Below are 17,132 nucleotides of genomic sequence, written 5' to 3'. Positions count from 1 at the left end.
AAGACCACGATAATGCTCGATTTTATCAATGCCTTAGACCAGGTATTTAGCATACCCGTACTGGCAACCATTCTAGGCGCGTCCTTGTTCGGCCTGTTCATGGGAGCAATCCCGGGCCTGACCTCGACGATGGCAACCGCGTTGCTGGTGCCTCTGACCTTTTTCATGGGTCCTGTACAGGCCATCTCGGCCATTGTTGCCGCGACGGTCATGACTATATTCGCGGGCGATATCCCGTCGGCGCTGCTGCGCATTCCGGGCACTCCTGCCTCGGCGGCCTATACCGATGATGCTTACCTGATCGCCCAAAAAGGCCGCGCAGGCCAGATACTGGGCTTGAACCTGCTTTGCTCGGTGATTGGTGGAATTATCGCCGTACTGGTGATTTCGCAGTTTGCACCCGCATTGGCGCGGGTGTCATTGAGCTTCACCAGTGACGAATACTTCTGGCTAGCCCTGCTGGGCCTGTCAAGCGCGGTACTGGTTGCCCGCGGAAAGCCGTTAAAAGGCTGTATTTCGCTGGGCCTGGGGCTGCTGTTTGCCATGGTCGGTATTGATAGCGTGATGGGGATGCCACGGCTTACCTTCGGCAACATGGACCTGGCCGCAGGAATCGCGATCCTGCCCACCATGGTTGGTATTTTTGCGGTGGCCGAGCTGCTGCGTAAAATCCCCACGCTTAGTGGACCACAAGCCGTCACCACCCCGTTAAAGCCGGGTGCTGTCTTTAAAGGCACCGGAAAACTCATCAAGGAACACAAAGGCTCCATCGCCGGTGGTACCACGGTGGGCACCATTGTCGGTATTTTACCGGGTGCCGGTGCGGATATCGCCGCATGGGTGGCCTACGCCATCTCGAAGCGTTTCTCCAAGACACCCGAAAAATACGGCACCGGCCACACTGAAGGAATTATTGCCGCCAGCGCCTCGAACAATGCCTCGCTAACCGGTACCTATGTACCTGCCCTGGTGTTCGGCATTCCAGGCGATACGGTCACGGCGATCGTCATCGGTGTGCTGCTGATGAAAGGCATTACCCCCGGTCCCATGGTCTTTACGACTGAAGGGCCGCTGGTCTACTCCATCTACATCGTTTTTGTACTTGCCAACCTGCTGATGATCCCCCTTGGGTGGGTGGCCATACGCTGTGCAGGAAAAGTGCTGTCAGTACCCAGCAGCGTGCTCTATCCCCTGATTTTGATCTTCTGTATTGTCGGCGCCTATTCAGCCAACAACTCGCTGTTTGACGTGGGCATCATGATGGGCATGGGCGTACTCGCCTACTTTCTTGAAAAAAATGAGTTTCCGACGGCACCCCTGATTCTCGCACTGATACTGGGACCCATTATTGAAGAAAACTTCATGAAGTCGCTGATTAAAGCGAATGGCGACCTGTGGATGTTCTTTGATCGGCCCACGGCCATGTGGCTTGGCTTTGCCACCCTGCTGATCTGGGCTTTGCTGATATTCGGTGGCTCGCTTCGCAAGCTCATCCGCAAAAAAGTCGTTTTAGCCAGCGCCTGATTATTTAATTACCCTGCATTTAACCAAGACATCCTTATGACATTTGAAGCAAACGTTTTTCAAGGCAAACATGTACTCGTAACCGGTGCGACTCAAGGCATCGGCGCTGGTATTGCCAACTATCTACAACAGCTTGGCGCAAAGGTCACGGCGGTAGGTATTGATAATGGCGATGGCTCGCTGTTACCAGATGTTAAGATCAAGCATGCCGACGTCAGCAAGGCTGAAGACGTAGAGCGTCTGTTCGACGGCGTAGACACTCTTAATTTTGTGATCAACTGCGCGGGGATTATTCGCCGCGGCGATGAACATCAGCTTGATGTATTTGAGCAGGTCGTCGACGTCAACCTGACCGGCACTATGCGTATTTGCAGCGCCGCTCGTCCGCTGCTCAAGCAAAGCAATGGCGTAGTCGTCAATATGGCATCGATGCTGAGCTTCTTTGGTGGTTCGCTGGTGCCAGCCTATGCAGCCAGCAAGGGTGGCGTCGCGCAATTGACCAAGTCACTGGCCCTGGCCTATGCACAAGACGGCATCCGCGTAAACGCTGTCGCCCCTGGCTGGATTGCCACTCCGCTGACCGTAGCACTGCAAAATGATCCGGCACGTTCTGAGCCTATTTTGAATCGCACACCGCTAGGCCGCTGGGGCACACCCGACGACGTGGCCAAAGCCGTTGCCTTCCTATGCTCAGACGCAGCGGCCTTTATGACAGGCGTTATACTTCCTGTAGACGGCGGCTATCTTATCGCTTGAACGACATTAAGCTTATTCCATCCGTGGCTGAATACAGCCCGGATGGTCTTTATAGAGAGGCCTTTTTTAAGTTCATGAATACACCTACCCCTGCTGCTGCCAAAGTTACAGGCACTGCTGCATTCTCGAAGTTTGTGCATTTACTGCAGATCGTCTCGGACAACCCCGAAGCCCTGTCTGTACCCGAACTAGCCAGCCTTAGCGGCTATCCCCGGCCTACGGTGTACAGAACTGTGGCCGGTCTGGTGGCCGAAGGGCTGCTGGTTGAGTCACTACGCGGGGGCACCTACCAGCTAGGGCCTCGGCTTATACAGCTTGCCAGCCGCAGCTGGGGCCGTTCAGAACTACGTCTTGCCTCGGTTCAAGCCCTGAAAGACCTGCGCGACATCACCAGCGAAACCGTGCATCTGGCCGTGCCTAACGACAAGCACATGGTGTATATAGAAAAACTGGAAAGCCCCAGCGCTGTACGCATGGACTCATATATAGGCTCAAATGTATCCATGCACTCAAGCTCAGTGGGCAAAGCCTACCTGGCCGCACTGACTGCAGCCGAGCGAGATGCCGTAATCCGGGGCCTGGATTTTCCACAGTACACGGCCAATACTGTCAGCAGCGCTGAACACCTGTATCAGCAGGTTGAGCAAATCGCGCAACAGGGCTGGTCGGTAGACGACGAAGAGAATGAAACAGGCATCTACTGCTTCGGAGCGGTCATACGTGGCGCTAACGATCGTCCCGTAGCCGCGATCAGTGTCAGTACCTTGCGCTTCAGGCAAAAAAGCGACCCCATTGAGGCCTACGTCGAGCCTTTGCTGGCTGCCTGCCAAACGATTTCACGGCGCATTGCGCAAAGTCCTGATTCGTCAGGCAGCGATAAAATCTGGTAGAAAAACTGAGTTTCGCTTGCGCTAAAGAGATGCTTCACCATCTTGCCACACAAGATAACGGTACTTTTACCGGCTTTCTGACAAAGCTTGGCGTCACAGACTGCCAAGCTTTGTCATTTCTAGTCATCATATTGCGCCTTTAGCCTTTATACTCACCCGATATACTCAAGACTGAGCTAAACCCTGTTAAAAAGAGGCCCGAGTGTCTGAAGACCGAGCGCAATACCATGTGAACAATAACTCCGACGAAATCGATTTGCGCGATCTCGCCTGTACATTATGGAAGCAAAAAGTGCTAATTGTGGTTTGCACGGTCATTGTTACCGCTGTGGCTGCTGCTTATGCTTTTTTAAGTTCGCCCGTTTACGAGGCCGAAGTACTCACCCTGCCCCCTACACCGGCTGACCTGGCCAGCTACAATATTGTCACGCAAATTGATAAAGACTTTAAAGAGCTTACGCCCGAACAGGCTTATCAAATATTTTTGCGTCACCTGAATTCGGCAAGCCTAAAGCTAGACTTTTTTAACAATGAATACCTACCGGTGATTGAGCCCGAGCCTTCCCCAGCCGAGCGCGAGCGATTGTGGAAAGGTTTTAATAAGATTCTTACGGTCACCCTGCCCAAAGCCAATACGTCTGATCTGGCCACCGTGGCAATACAAGGTGAAGCTCCGGTTACCATAAGCGACTGGACCAATAAGTATTTAGACCAGGCCATTGCCCGTAGCCGCGAAGAAGTCATTAACACGCTGGACAGTGCCGTTAATGTACGCGTAGAGAGTACGGAGACTCAGGTCTCGACTTTGCGTGCCAGTGCAGAACGGGAACGCTCGCATCAGATTGCCCGTATTCAAGAGGCCTTGCAGCTGGCACAGGCCATACGTCTGGAGACTCCTCCTGATAGCGGTAATTTAATTACTTCCTATACTGGCGAGACGACTTATCTGCGGGGTACGAATGCCCTGGAGTCAGAGCTGAAGCTTTTGCAGACGCGTCAGAATAATGATCCCTACATTGACAAGTTGCCTGAGTTGCTGCGTAAGCTGGACATACTTAAAACCGTCAATTTGCAGCCCGAGCGGCTGACTGTAGCTACCATTGATAGCGCGGCTGTGCCGCCTGAAGATCCGATCAAGCCCAAAAAGGCACTGATCTTGTTGCTGGGTATTGTGTTGGGTGGCATGTTGGGTGTGTTTCTTGCCTTGATGCGGGGGTGGCTGGCTAGCCCTAAGTCTTGATAGGATAACAGCAGCGCTTCAGACTTGTTGTTGCGTGCTGAGATCTCAGTGCTGTCGTCCGTTCGCGCCGTTCCGCCCTCGCTTAGCGTTGAGCGGTGCTGCGCACTGCCCTTGACCCGTGCAAGAAGCAGGCGTTCGCGAACTTGCGCTGCGCGCTTCGAACAGCGCTCTCTTTTTCCTGCTTCTTGCACGGGTCGCGGCGCTCCCCGAAAGCGCTCGCGCGGAACGGCGCGAACGGACTTAAGATGCTTGGAGATCGATAGGGGGAAAACAAGTTCCTTAAAGCTTTATCTGATTTCGCAACACCAATGAGCGACTGATTACGTCGGTTGCCATCCAATTAGATCCAGTTGAAAGCTGGTGTCCGGAATCGGTAAAGGCCCTAAGGTTTTAAAAGCAGTGGTAGGGGCGGTTATGGAAAACTCACGCTCCCATGCGTTTTGAAATGCACCGTAATCCTCTAGCCTTGTACTCATAAACTTACATCGTAGTGGTGTGAAATCCCCAACATGCTTCTTTAGGGTTTGCTTGATATAAGCCAGTTCTTTGTAGACTGCGTTCTCGTGAAACGGAAAGGCGGAGCTTAGCTTTGCTTCGGGTGCTAGCCCATGCTCGTAGTCGGTTGCGGACAAACCTGAAAAGAACAAATAAGGTCCGGCTTTAATTGCAAAAGGCTCGCAAAACGGCGACTTTCCGTGCTGAATAAGCGGATAGGTTGTTTTGCTCCATGGCCCATTCGGATCAATAGCAATGAACTCTATCTCGATAGTGCTGTAGGGAGTGGGAAAAGTCGATGGAATAAATATTCTGGCAGGCGGCTCATCAGCGAAGACATCTTTCCAAACTCGCTCTATAGCGGCGATCTGGCTCATATCATTAAGATGGATTTCCGCCTTAACCACATGGGAGAAGCTGGCCCCATACGATTGCAGCACGTCTAATAAGTAATCCAGCATAAGGCGACAGGAGGATTCAGCGTGATCGTATTGGTACGGCAAATCGGGATGGCCTTTAAGCACATGGTCTGAGGCGCCTCCGATAACGTTATTAGTACGTCCGGATGTGAAAATGAACCCTCCCCCTTTAGTGGCCTTTGAATAGATAGTGTCGCCCCATATTTTCTGATGAGGGGGCATAGGCGCATTATCGGTAGACTGAGTCAATGCTTGCCGCGGCTGAGCACTATTAGTCAATAAGGCAATGCTATCCACAGCTACCTTAGCGCTACGGACCGTCAGCTCCGGAGCCAACACCAGCGTACTCGGAGGCGGTGTTTTCCCAAAGAAAACAGGACGGAGACGCAAAGCCTCGTAGACATCTTTCTCATCAGTATGGCAACTGTTGATTTTTAAAAGCTGGTGCAGGCTCGAGCCTGCGTCCTCGTGTACGCGAGCCATCACATCGTAGATGTAATAGAGTTCGCGGTTCACCTGAGACCAATGGTTGGGATATCCGTCGAACGCTTTTATCCCCTCCGGCACCCCTTTCAGGGGATGTGCTGCCACTCCTCCCCCGTAAAACACCAGGTCGCCTGCCACAGCAGCAAGGGGAATACGGGAGTCGGGTGCTTCTGGATGAAAAATGAAGCGGGGCGCGGGGCTGGAATTACTCATAGGTCTATACCACCTTTAGTTGAGACTCTAAGGGAATCCCGGTAATTTCCTCCGGGCCGTCGGCAGTAATAACGATGGTTCGACCCAACATGAGACCCGTTTTTTCACTCCACTCAGGGTTAAACACATCAGATGCCGTGGCGAACACCATGTTTTCCTGAAAGTTAATGCTAGGTATGCGTGCATAAGCATGTTCTTCCCAGGCCCCGCCTTTACCGCCATACATGGTGCTCGGAAACTCTGGTGATGCCAAGCCGTGTCCATGCAGCCCGCACTCTACAGAGCTAAAACCTGCATCAATGATGGGTTTTCTAAAAGCAAGCACAGCATCAGCAAAGGGGCGTCCAGGTTTCATTGCTGCAATGCCCGAAAGCTGTGAAGCAACGCAGATCTCATGAATCTCTTCATATTCCTTTTTGGGCTTACCCAAGGAAATAGATATTTCCGCACCTGCGAGATAGCCTTTATAGCGAGCGTGATATTCGGATACGATAATATCGCCCGCCTCAAGGCGGCGTGCTGAAGAAGGAGGGCGTTTCCCGTGTGGCGGCGGCACAGCACCTGATGACATCCAGTTCATTTCTTCCTCGCCGCCCCGACTCAGCGACGCATGCAGCATAGCGGCATACACTTGATACTCGTGAGCCCCCACCACGGCGGAGTCATACATAGCATGAGCCATTTCACGGGCCAAAGCCCCAGCACGCCGGAGCACCGCTATTTCTTCTGCGCTTTTAATCAGCCTGGCTTGCTCCAGCAACCAGGCACTATCAATAAACTGAACCTGTGCAAGAGCGGTTTTGATTTCGGAAAACTGTTGATACGGCACAGTTTCAGAAATAACACGTGGGCGCGTCGTACCAAAACCAACCACGCCGATTGCTGCTGAATTATAGTTACGGTCTTTTAGGGTCTTGATAATGTCGCGAGTCGTCTGCTGTCCGGCTCGGGTATCCTGAATCCAGCCGCCGGCCAATGCGCCGTAAGGGGTGACATCATGGGGAAAGCCTGACCAGATCACTGGCTCGCCTTCTAGCGGAAACAAAATACAACCCGGCGCAACTCGTCCTGATAAGTAGCGATTATTTGCTAAACCGGCTTGCCACTTGGTTTCGTTGCCCCAGACTAAAAGGGCATCCAGACCCGCATGATCCATTCGCCAGCGTACTTCACGCCAGCGTCGCTCGCGCTCCGTATCACTAAAATCAATATCTACCGAAAAATCATCATAATTAGTCGTCACTGTATGCTCCAAAATAAAATCTCATCAACAGTTTGAAAGCCACCTATTGCAGGCTATCTAGTCTTCCGCAACCGGAAGGTATTCTTTAACTATTTGCGGTGTGTGATTTTTGGTGAACCATGTCAAGGCCGCCGAGCGAAAGACACTTTCAAGGTCCGGCCCAGTCCCCCGACGCATCAGTTGCTTTAAATTTTCCATGTCGGAATCGCTTAAGGAAAAGGCGATATCCCGGGTCTGGATTGGGAAGTTCACATACTCAGGTACGTACTCCTCATTCCTTACACATTCTCTATTGGCGACCTGGTGCTTAGCCTTGAACTGATCTGGCGTGCGCTGATTGAAAAAACCAGTATGCTGTTTGAGAAGTTTTTCGGTGAGTCCACGAGTCTCTGCTGACGGATCACGTACTTCTACCTGAACAGGGTTAAACCAGAAGTTAGACGTATTTGAAAGATCTCCTGAGCCACATACATTAGGCACAGCCAATACATCCATCATGGCCATCAGAACAACGGTATCCCCCTTTTTCCCGCTGTTTAGCCTGACATTAGGAATGAAGTTTCCCTGATCATCCCATCCTGTATTCATCCAGAAGTTAAGCGAATCGTGTACATCGTCCGGCGTTAGCCCATACTCGGCAATCGCTTCAGCCAGGGTGTCCTGGCAATTGGTATGCGTTCCAGGGTAATGACGTTCTCGCTCAAACTGCGTTGCGTGGCAACGCGCGGCAAGCAGATCCGTTAAGCAATTGTCCGGTTTATCAACCAAGACCATCATGGGATTAAATCGCGGCGGTGCACTCCAGATAATCGAGCCGATTTCTGCTCTGAAGCCGCTGCGTCGCATGTGTCCTACGGACATTCTTTCCCGGTAATCATGCAGCCCAAAACAGTTGAAATCAACACACTGCGGGCCTTCAATCAACGTGATATGCAGTGTTTGCCCCGCTTTCATCGGAATGGCACGGCCCGTGACCGGCTGCATAACATCCTGATAAGTGACTTCCCCAAAATTTTTAATTGTCATTTGTATTCCCTCCCCAGACGCTGCTCTGCATATAAACGAAACATTGCGATTAATTTTTCTTTGAACTCATCGGAGGATGGGTCGCACTTCAACTTGTCCGCGATGAGTATCAACTGCTGTTGAGTAAATGGAACCGTTAAGGAATTCATTTTTGTCTCCGGGTAGTTAGAGTTATTAGCCTAAGGCGGCATTGGGCAAGAGCGTGGCAATGGCAGGAACAAACATAATCAGCGCAATAACGGCTACGTTAATCAGCACGTAGGGCAACGCGGCCCGCCAGATCATGGACATGCTAGTCTGATCATCAGTGACGCTTCCCATCACAAATAAAAGCATCCCAAAAGGAGGCGTCATCAATGCAATCTCAAGGTTTATCAGCATCAATACCGAGAACCACAGAGGATCGATTGATAGCGCAGCAACAATGGGCATCAAAATGGGCAAGGTGATCATCATGATGGCGATCTGCTCCAAAAACATGCCCAGCACTAAAATCATCAACATAGTCATTGCGATGAAGATCAAAGCGGTTTGATCCCCGCTGAGCACGTACTCCAGCAAGCCCCGGCTTGCTCCCGTAAAGGCAAGCAACTGACTGAACGCTATCGCCGACGCCAGTATGGTCAGCATCATCACGGTAATTCGTAATGTATCCATCAACGCTTTGCTCACCTTAAGCACGCTCAGCCCGCCGTAGGCAGCCGCCAGGATCAAGGAAGCCAAAGCGCCGACTGCAGCTGCCTCAGTCGGCGTTGCCACGCCTTGAAAAATGACGCCTACTACCGTGATAATCACAAACAGCAAAGGCACAACGTCAATCAGCAAAGCCTTGGCGGTAACGCTAAACGGCACCTTCTCTATGTCATACGCCGGGGCTAGCTTGGGGTATCGAAGAGCAACGCCGACAACGAAAACAGCATAAAGAACGGCAAGCAGCAAGCCAGGCACAATCAGGGCCAAAAGCAGCTTCCCTATAGAAACTTTTGCGACCGATGCAAAAATAACGGCCAAAGCGCTAGGCGGTATAAGCATGGCTAAGGCTCCCGATGCCATAATGGGGCCCATCGACATCACCCCGCTATAGCCACGAGCCTTTAACTCGGGCACGAGCAGCCTTCCCAACAGCGCGGTATTTGCCATTGTCGAGCCGCTTAAGGTGGAGAACAAAGTGCCGCTCGCGATGGCAAGCAGACTAAGGCGGCCGGGCAGCCGGCCTAGCAGCATGTCCAAAGCTTTTAGTGCGCGACCTGCTATTTGCGAATGCCACAGTATCTCGCCCATGAGCACAAACAAGGGCACTGGCAGTAAGGTAAAAACGCTCAAGGACGACTTCACACTTGCCACATATTGCATAAAGGGGTTGCCCCATCCCTGGGTAAACAGGATTCCGAGCAGCGTCACCGCAGCCAAGGCAAAACCAACAGGCATACCTACGCCCAGTAGCGCAAGCGTGCCCCCAATGATCAGCCCTAAGATCTCATACCACATCATGCTGATGGCTCCTGATCCGAGAGCTTCGACTCAACGACATAAGGCTTACCCTTTAGTTGTCGAAAGAATTCGAATGCCGTCATGCTGAATCCCACCGGGATTACCCAATACACCCACGACTCAGGCACTTCAATAGCTTGTACAAAAACCGATCCGCTGCTGATCTTTTCAAACAGCACTATCCAGGCCCAATAGGCAATCACCGAGCATGTAATCGCACTGGCCAGCGTGGTCAATAACCGAATCGCAGCGACTTTAGACGGCGAAGCCATCTCAACAAAAGTCGTAATAGCAATATGCCCCTGCTCGCGCGCCAGCCACGCCATCCCCAAGCATGGAATATATAAAAGGACGTATTGAGAAACGTCGAACATCCAGATAATTGGCCTGCCAGTGATATAACGAGTAAAGACATCAACAGAGATGCCGAGCGTAACGAGCAGAATAAGCAACGCTGCTATACCCGCCATCAGATCCAAGCTTCTGTGATAGATTCTAAAAAACATAGTTTTATCCTCTAGAGCATGGGCTGAAACTAGTTAGCTGTTTGCTGCAGCTTTTCGGCGAGGGCCGGGTCTTTTTCAAAGGTCTTGGCATTCATGCGCAAGAACTCGTCCCACCCCGCTTTCAATGCGGTTTCTTGAAAATAGTTTGCATCGGCCTCTGAGAATGTGATGAATTTCATCCCCAGCTTCTCCAGCCTCTGATCTTCGTTGCTTAGAATTTCTCCCATCGATTTTTCGACGCGCTTTTCAAGCTCGACCCCGACCTCGTTTAGCCCCGCCTGCACATCTTGAGGCAGCGAATCCCAGACCTTTTGGTTAATCAGAATGGCCCCATCCAGAGAATAAAAAGGATGATTGACGACGTATTTAGAGACTTCATTCCAGCCAAAGGTGTCAATACCGCTATAGGTCCAGCCATAGCCGTCGATAACATGGCGCTCAAGCGCGGTATAGACATCGCCCGGTGAGATAGAAATGGGAGTACCGCCTAAGGCCCTGATCATGGGTAACTGCACAGGTGAACCACGGAGTCGCAAGCCCGAGAAATCAGGCTTGGATATTTCTTTGTTTAGATAGAGACGAAATTTGTTGCCACCGGACGTATTGGCCAAATAATAGACGCCGCCCTCTTTATGAATTTGCTGCATCAGGTCGAAATAGCCGCTGGTGCGTAATTCAGAAGGCAGGAGGCTGGTGAACTGCACCGCCGCCGACAATGGCACATCGCTTCGGTAATAAGCAGCCGCACCCAGCAATACGTCAACCACACCATTTTTCAATGCGGAGAACTGGTCATTGGGGTCAGAGACTTCCGGACCGCCCAAATAACGGATCTCGACCTTGTCACCCAGTTTTTCCTCTACCAACTCCTCAAACATAAAAAATGCCTTGCTGAGATCGTAATCAGCAGACCAGGGCGTAATCCCTTTCAGGACGATCTTCTGAGCTTGAGCTGGCGTAGCAGCTAGCCCAAGAGCTATGACGGTAGCTACGCACAAAATACGCAGTCCAGGTGACGGTTGTGCAATCATGTCTCACTCCATTTATATTTGTAGATTAAATATACATAGCTAGTATTTTCGAGTCAATATAAAATTATCGATAATTACACAAATCGTATAATTGGTTAGTTTCTGTATAATAGTGACTTGAAACGTAAAAACGAGCTTAAGGAACAAAAGTGAATCGTCAGCAGCAGCTTCATCAGTCTATGGGTGGCATTAGTGCGCAGACACCAACCGTGACGTTGGCCGAACAGGGCTATTCTGAAATCAAGCGCCAAATACTATCGGCAACGCTGGAGCCCGGTAGCCCTCTACGTCTGGAACGGCTAAAAACAGCGCTTGGCATTGGATACACCCCTTGCGTGAAGCGCTAATGCGCCTAAGCAGCGAAGGCTTCGTAGACATGGAAGGGCAGCGCGGATTCAGGGTCAGCCCCATTACCCTTAGCACTTTCAGAGAAATTACCGACGCCCGGGTAGCCTTAGAAGCTCTGGCCCTTACCCGTGCGCTAGAGGTAGGAACGGATGACTGGGAAGCCAGCATCGTGGCGAACTTTCATCGACTTTCTCGGAGAACGGCCATTGACCCGGTCACCGGGCTGATCTCGGCTGACTGGGATATTGCACATCGCGAGTTTCACTACAGCCTGATCAGCGGCTGCGACAACCAATGGCTTAAAAGTTTTTGGGAAATACTCTTTGACCAAGCTTATCGATACCGGCAAATTGCTGTCACAAGAGGCTTTCTTTATCGCGACGATCTGGTCGAGCACAGAGCCCTGATGGAACAAGTCCTTGAGCGGAACCTGCCCGGCTCGCTGGCTGCCAGCCAGGCTCACATAACGAGTACCTATGAAGTCGTTTTAAAAGTATTAGCGGAAGATACGGCATAACTTTTCAGGACACTGCTATGAATTTACCCCTTGTACGCGTGATCGTTCTAGGCGGCACAATCACTATGGCGCCATCGCAAGGCGGTATTACCCCGACCTTGTCTGGCGACGACTTAATCGAACTTATTCCCGATGTCGAGAAAGTGGCAACATTAGTGGTGGAAACGCCTTTTTTAAAACCAGGAGCCTCTTTAGAACTTGCTGAAATCCTGGAACTTTCAACACAAATCCAGACAAATGGCTCTAATGACTATGCCGGCACAGTTATCGTACAAGGCACAGACACCATTGATGAAACCAGTTATTTGCTGGATATTCTGACCAACACCCCTGCCCCTACAGTCGTGACTGGCGCCATGCGCGGCGCTACGGCCTTAAGTGCCGACGGCCCTGCAAATCTAATGGCTGCCATCCGTGTTGCTGCAAGCCCTTTGGCAAGAAACCTTGGTGTTCTAGTGGTGTTAAATGACGAAATCCATGCTGCCCGATCTGTAGAGAAGTCTCACAAAGCCCTGCTCTCATCCTTTATTTCATTACAAGGTGGCGCACTAGGGTATGTGTTTGAGGAGCAAATTCGGATTGTTCGAAGGCCAAACCAGCGTGATGCCTATTTGCAGCCTAAACGCTTCGGAAAAGTAGCCGTTGTGAAAGCGGGCTTGGGGAGCGACAGCGACCTTTTGGATGCTTTGCCATCACTTAACTACGAAGGCGTAGTGGTAGAGGGAATGGGCGTTGGCCACGTACCAGCCAACCTAGTCGTTCCATTGCAGAAATTGACCAGACAGATGCCTGTGATCCTGACATCACGCGTCAGTAAAGGTCCCGTCTTCACCTCAACCTACGGCTTCCCTGGTTCTGAGACCGATCTATTCGAGCGCGGTCTGCTAAGTGCTCACTGGCTAACTGCCCATAAAGCCCGCCTTTTATTAGCCACGTTGATTGGAGCCGACGTTGCCCGACATGAATTGCCACTGCAGCTAGAACGTTATGGACAAGGCTAACAGCGTCTCTAGGGCTCTACCGAGTTTTCTACTGGTAGGGCCTTTGTTTTAAAGCCGGGTTTATCGGCTGTTTGCTCTTTAGGCCTACGGCGTTTCGTGGGGGTAAAGCTAAATAGCTTTTGAACGAGCTGGTCGCGTTCACGTTCAAAGCCCTGGTTGTAGGTTTGCCTGTGTTCACTCAGCAATTGGCGGATTTCTTCTTTGTGCTGCAGCACCAGATCCAGTCGTTGCGAGATGGCGGTGGGGTTGTCTACCTGGGGCTCGACCAATAGTTCGGCCAGGCGCGGGCTGCAGGCCGAGTAGATGTCGCCGGCGGGACCCACGATGCAGGGGATGTTAAAGGCCCACGATTCCAGAGCGGTCATGGGTGAGCACTCTGTATTGGTTACGTACAAGACCACGTCTTGCTGGGCCAGCACACTTAAGAATTTGCGCCGGGGCATGTGGTCGTAAAAGTGGATTTTGCCTATTTTCATGCGCATGGATTCGACCGAGCTTCGGTCTAAGGTGGTATGCAGCGCTATGTCGCGCCGTCCGGCCAGGGCCAGGAGCTGCACGTCCGGGTTTTTGTACCACGAGTTCATGGCTGAAAATAAGCCCACCTGCACGCGTTTTCCACGGGTAGCGCGACTGGCCACAAACGTTGGGACAGGCGGTATGGGGTTATAGAAATTAAAGGCACGTATGCCCATGCGCCCCAGGGTGCGGTGCAGCTCGGGCTTTACGCTGATAAAGCCGTCAATAATTCCACGGTCATAGGCTTTGCGCCACAAGGTGAAGTGGGCATATTGTGATGACTCCACAAACTGTGCGGGCGAGCCATGCCACATAAACAATTGTTTGGCGCTCTTGTTTTTTTCGCGCACGGCTTTGGCCACCGAAAGATGGAGTAACGAGCCACCACTGTAAATAATAGGTTTGGTTGCGGCATGCTCTGTCAGCAACTCAACCAACTGGGAGAGATATTCATGGTTGGCCACTTCAGGAAATTCGCTGTCAAAATAGGGGAAGCGAATTAAATTGCCGGTGAACAATGACTCGGTTGAGGCCGCTACCCCTTTCCACATAGGGGCATACATGACCACCGGCTGCGTTGGGTCCAGTTGCTGCACCAAACGCTGGTAAACCTTGGCCATTTTTTGATAACTGAGCTTTTTATGCCGGCCCGCGCCATGAATAATACGGCCGTAAGCCTGCGCAAACAGGGGCGACAAGCCGTTTAAGGTATCGACCACGCCCCAGCGTTTTGCCAGCAAGGCGCTGCGCCGGGCCGATGACACCAGCCAGCGGCGTAATGCGCCCGAAGTGTCGTAAATGGCAGCACGCTTGCGCTCGTAGCCGCTTTGCAAGCTGTTCTCATAAGCACCATTAAAAAATTGCAGCCATGCCTCGCGCAACGGGCTTTGCTCGCCAAAATGAGCGTGATAAGCCTGCAGGTTGTCAGCCTGGATATGGGCCAAAGCGTCACGATTGGTGATTAAGCCCTGCAAGGCTTCGGCAAAATCATCTTCAGTACGAGGGCAAATCAGGGCCTGGCTGCTTTCAGGTAAAACCTCAGAGACAATGCCCACATCAGTGCTGATCACCGCACAACCCCTGGACATGGCTTCGATCAAGGTCAGCGGCGTGCCCTCTTCTTCGGACGCAATCAACAGCACATCGGTCTGTTCAAGCTGACGCAAAATCTCTTTATGTTCTACTCGCTTGGTGGATGAATCCATGCATAAAAAGCGCAGCGTAAAACCCCGCTCTTTAAGCTGAGCCAGTGCAGGCTCAATTACCCCCTTTAATCCTTTATAGTCACCGTAACCGGCGTACTCACCCCATTTGGAATTGCCCGACCACATCACCGTAAGTGGTTCATCGACTGCAGTCTTGTTAATAGCCTCAGGCTCGGGCAAGTGCGGCCAATCATAAATAATAGAAGCGGGGGCAGGCAATAAGGGATCATCGCGGTACAGCTGGTGCAGGTCTTGATTTGTCGTGAAATAAGCATCCACAAACTCAAACAGCGGCAAGCGCTCAGCCAGCTCTACATGACTACTGTAAAGGTAGTCAGGAACATGGGAGGTAACAACCGCCTTCATCAAGAACTGAAAATGCCGGGAATCCACATTAACTGTGCTGAGCAACAAGGCCAGATGCTCGCGGAAAAAAAATGCACCACGCCAAACTGCCCCTGTGCCAAATCCTTAACTAGCTTAGAAGGATCTGCATAGTCGTCCCAATAAAATATCGTCACGGGGAGATCGCCCGCCAAGCGCTGCTGCACTGATCTGGCAATCGTGTCAAAAGCCCAGCCCCGTATATCCACCACAAAGGCTGCTTTTTTAATGTGTGGGTGCAAGCTCACCATAAGAATGTCCTGTGGATAACCGCTTAGTGCGTTAACGAATCAGAGTAGGCTTTGAGGCCCTGGGCTACGTCGCCCATAAAACGCAGTTGGCCGCCCTCAAGCCACATGACCTTGTTGCACATATCGGAAATCACCTCGCCTGAGTGAGAGGCAATGAACACAATACTGGCCCGTTCCTGAAAATCACGCAGGCGTGCATTGGCCTTTTCCAGAAACGCCGCATCGCCCACCCCAATGACTTCATCCAGCAACAGCAGCTCAGCCTCGACCGCCGTGGAAATCGCAAAGGCCAGACGAATACGCATACCCGATGAATACGCACGAATAGGTAAATGCAGGTAATCGCCCAGACTGGTGAACTCGGCAATTTCGGCGGTTTTTTCGGCGACTTCGTCGGGGCTCATACCCAGCAACATGCCGCGCAGCTTGATATTCTGATAGCCAGTTAACGAATCATCCATACCCAGCCCCATCTCCAGCAAGGCCACGGCCTTGCCATCAACCTGCACCTGGCCAACAGAAGGTTCGTAAATACCCGCCAACACCCGCAGCAAGGTAGACTTACCAGAACCGTTAGAACCAATCAGCCCTACTCTGTCACCGTCTTCGCACTCAAAATTAATGTCTTGCAGCGCTTTGACTACGGTAACCCCACCCTGATTGGAGGAAATACGGCTACCCGCCAGGCTACCCAGCAAGCGCAGCTTCATCGAACGGCTGCTGAGTTCGTAAACGGGCATCTCAACGGTTAGCCCTTTAACTTTTACATGTGGCATCTGGCCCCCTTATACCCAATACGGAATGCGTGCACGGTAGCGACCATGCATAAACAGTGCCAGTAGCGAACCCAACACTGCCATCACCAAACACACCCACCAGCTTTCAGCAGGCACCTGCTGGCCCAGCAAGGGCGAGCGCACTACTTCAATCAGGTGAGCAAAGGGGTTAAGGTCAATCAGCAAGGGGTATTTATCCAGCATGTCTCGCTTAAACAAAATGGGCGTAATGTAAAAAATAACCTGGATGAAACTGGCCACAATTTGTGGCAGGTCTCGGAAACGCGCGCACACCAGCGACAGGAAGGTAACCAACCAGAGCAGGTTCCAGACCACCAGCAGAAAGCCCAGAACAAATAAAGGCAGATGGCGCCAGAAATCGATTTTAAAAATCAGCAGCACCAGCACCACGATGACAAAGTTATGCGCCAGAATAATCAGGTTGCGCCATACTGTTTGAAAAACAAATATGCCACGCGGCGTAGGCACCTGCTTAATATAGGCATTGGCAGCAATATAGGCATTACAGCCATCGTTGATGCTGGTAGAAATAAAGGCCCAAAACACAAAACCAATGGCCAGCATGGGCAAATAGTCTTTAAGATCGGCCTTGAACAACGTGCCATACACCAGGCCCAGGGCGGTAACCAATACCGCCATGCTGATCGTCAGCCAGAAAGGCCCGATTTTAGAGCGCGCATAGCGCTGTCGAATTTCTACCCACCCAAGCAACAACCACAGGTTCGAAGCGTTGACACTATTCCAAATGTCACGCCAGCCCTGCTGCAAATAACTACGCATAAATATAAGCCTT

General features: G+C 51.6%; 18 protein-coding genes. 7 read left to right on the top strand and 11 right to left on the bottom strand.

From position 1 onward, the window contains the following. The first annotated feature begins 12 nt into the window (after window positions 1-12). The 4 genes from L1889_RS17530 to L1889_RS17515 all read left to right on the top strand — a co-directional run bounded on the left by L1889_RS17530 (window position 13) and on the right by L1889_RS17515 (window position 4,410). Entirely contained in the window at window positions 13-1,524 is a 1,512-nt protein-coding gene (locus L1889_RS17530) for a tripartite tricarboxylate transporter permease (protein ID WP_238666298.1), read from the top strand. A gap of 36 nt (window positions 1,525-1,560) precedes the next feature. After that, window positions 1,561-2,280, top strand: a complete 720-nt coding sequence (locus L1889_RS17525; protein WP_238666297.1) for an SDR family NAD(P)-dependent oxidoreductase — start codon at window positions 1,561-1,563, stop codon at window positions 2,278-2,280. Next, on the top strand, window positions 2,277-3,170 hold the full coding sequence (locus L1889_RS17520) for an IclR family transcriptional regulator (RefSeq protein WP_308217700.1): 894 nt from the start codon (window positions 2,277-2,279) through the stop codon (window positions 3,168-3,170). Before L1889_RS17525 ends, L1889_RS17520 begins: the two co-directional genes overlap by 4 nt. A 202-nt stretch (window positions 3,171-3,372) precedes the next feature. After that, window positions 3,373-4,410 (top strand): LPS O-antigen chain length determinant protein WzzB, encoded by a 1,038-nt coding sequence (locus L1889_RS17515; protein WP_238666296.1) that lies wholly within the window; start codon window positions 3,373-3,375, stop codon window positions 4,408-4,410. 320 nt (window positions 4,411-4,730) lie between these two features. Here the strand turns inward: L1889_RS17515 and L1889_RS17510 are convergent, their stop codons facing one another. Genes L1889_RS17510 through dctP form a run of 7 tightly spaced genes read right to left on the bottom strand, consistent with a single transcriptional unit; the run spans window position 4,731 to window position 11,320 of the window. Next, on the bottom strand, window positions 4,731-6,023 hold the full coding sequence (locus L1889_RS17510) for a RidA family protein (protein ID WP_238666295.1): 1,293 nt from the start codon (window positions 6,021-6,023) through the stop codon (window positions 4,731-4,733). 4 nt (window positions 6,024-6,027) lie between these two features. Continuing rightward, window positions 6,028-7,266 (bottom strand): M24 family metallopeptidase, encoded by a 1,239-nt coding sequence (locus L1889_RS17505; protein ID WP_238666294.1) that lies wholly within the window; start codon window positions 7,264-7,266, stop codon window positions 6,028-6,030. Window positions 7,267-7,323: 57 nt separating this feature from the next. Further along, window positions 7,324-8,292, bottom strand: coding sequence for a DUF1989 domain-containing protein (locus L1889_RS17500; protein ID WP_238666293.1), 969 nt, complete (start codon window positions 8,290-8,292; stop codon window positions 7,324-7,326). Further along, window positions 8,289-8,441 (bottom strand): hypothetical protein, encoded by a 153-nt coding sequence (locus L1889_RS17495; protein WP_238666292.1) that lies wholly within the window; start codon window positions 8,439-8,441, stop codon window positions 8,289-8,291. The genes L1889_RS17500 and L1889_RS17495 overlap by 4 nt, the downstream gene beginning before the upstream one ends. Before the next feature lie 25 nt (window positions 8,442-8,466). Next, a complete protein-coding gene (locus L1889_RS17490) occupies window positions 8,467-9,783 on the bottom strand; it encodes a TRAP transporter large permease (RefSeq protein WP_238666291.1) in 1,317 nt (438 codons plus the stop codon). Beyond that, on the bottom strand, window positions 9,780-10,289 hold the full coding sequence (locus L1889_RS17485) for a TRAP transporter small permease (protein ID WP_238666290.1): 510 nt from the start codon (window positions 10,287-10,289) through the stop codon (window positions 9,780-9,782). Before L1889_RS17485 ends, L1889_RS17490 begins: the two co-directional genes overlap by 4 nt. A gap of 29 nt (window positions 10,290-10,318) precedes the next feature. Then, window positions 10,319-11,320, bottom strand: a complete 1,002-nt coding sequence (gene dctP / locus L1889_RS17480; RefSeq protein WP_238666289.1) for a TRAP transporter substrate-binding protein DctP — start codon at window positions 11,318-11,320, stop codon at window positions 10,319-10,321. Window positions 11,321-11,469: 149 nt separating this feature from the next. Here dctP and L1889_RS17475 point away from each other — a divergent pair, with 149 nt between their 5' ends. Genes L1889_RS17475 through L1889_RS17465 form a run of 3 tightly spaced genes read left to right on the top strand, consistent with a single transcriptional unit; the run spans window position 11,470 to window position 13,186 of the window. Beyond that, window positions 11,470-11,667 carry a GntR family transcriptional regulator gene (locus L1889_RS17475; RefSeq protein WP_238666288.1) on the top strand — a complete coding sequence of 66 codons (198 nt, stop codon included), beginning with the start codon at window positions 11,470-11,472 and terminating at the stop codon, window positions 11,665-11,667. Continuing rightward, window positions 11,652-12,185 (top strand): GntR family transcriptional regulator, encoded by a 534-nt coding sequence (locus tag L1889_RS17470; protein ID WP_238666287.1) that lies wholly within the window; start codon window positions 11,652-11,654, stop codon window positions 12,183-12,185. Before L1889_RS17475 ends, L1889_RS17470 begins: the two co-directional genes overlap by 16 nt. Window positions 12,186-12,202: 17 nt before the next feature. Beyond that, window positions 12,203-13,186, top strand: coding sequence for an asparaginase (locus L1889_RS17465; protein WP_238666286.1), 984 nt, complete (start codon window positions 12,203-12,205; stop codon window positions 13,184-13,186). Window positions 13,187-13,194: 8 nt separating this feature from the next. Here L1889_RS17465 and L1889_RS17460 read toward each other — a convergent pair whose 3' ends face one another. The 4 genes from L1889_RS17460 to L1889_RS17445 are packed head-to-tail and all read right to left on the bottom strand — an operon-like array spanning window position 13,195 to window position 17,119. Further along, on the bottom strand, window positions 13,195-15,273 hold the full coding sequence (locus L1889_RS17460; RefSeq protein WP_238666285.1) for a glycosyltransferase: 2,079 nt from the start codon (window positions 15,271-15,273) through the stop codon (window positions 13,195-13,197). Continuing rightward, window positions 15,273-15,542 carry a hypothetical protein gene (locus tag L1889_RS17455; RefSeq protein ID WP_238666284.1) on the bottom strand — a complete coding sequence of 90 codons (270 nt, stop codon included), beginning with the start codon at window positions 15,540-15,542 and terminating at the stop codon, window positions 15,273-15,275. The genes L1889_RS17460 and L1889_RS17455 overlap by 1 nt, the downstream gene beginning before the upstream one ends. A gap of 23 nt (window positions 15,543-15,565) precedes the next feature. Then, window positions 15,566-16,318 (bottom strand): ABC transporter ATP-binding protein, encoded by a 753-nt coding sequence (locus L1889_RS17450; protein ID WP_238666283.1) that lies wholly within the window; start codon window positions 16,316-16,318, stop codon window positions 15,566-15,568. Window positions 16,319-16,327: 9 nt separating this feature from the next. Continuing rightward, window positions 16,328-17,119, bottom strand: coding sequence for an ABC transporter permease (locus L1889_RS17445; protein WP_308217699.1), 792 nt, complete (start codon window positions 17,117-17,119; stop codon window positions 16,328-16,330). Window positions 17,120-17,132 lie beyond the last annotated feature (13 nt).

The organism is Paenalcaligenes niemegkensis (assembly GCF_022230885.1).
GTDB classification, from domain to species: Bacteria; Pseudomonadota; Gammaproteobacteria; order Burkholderiales; family Burkholderiaceae_B; genus Paenalcaligenes; species Paenalcaligenes niemegkensis.
Note: the sequence above shows the minus strand (reverse complement) of the source record. Positions and strands in the feature narration are given on the sequence as shown.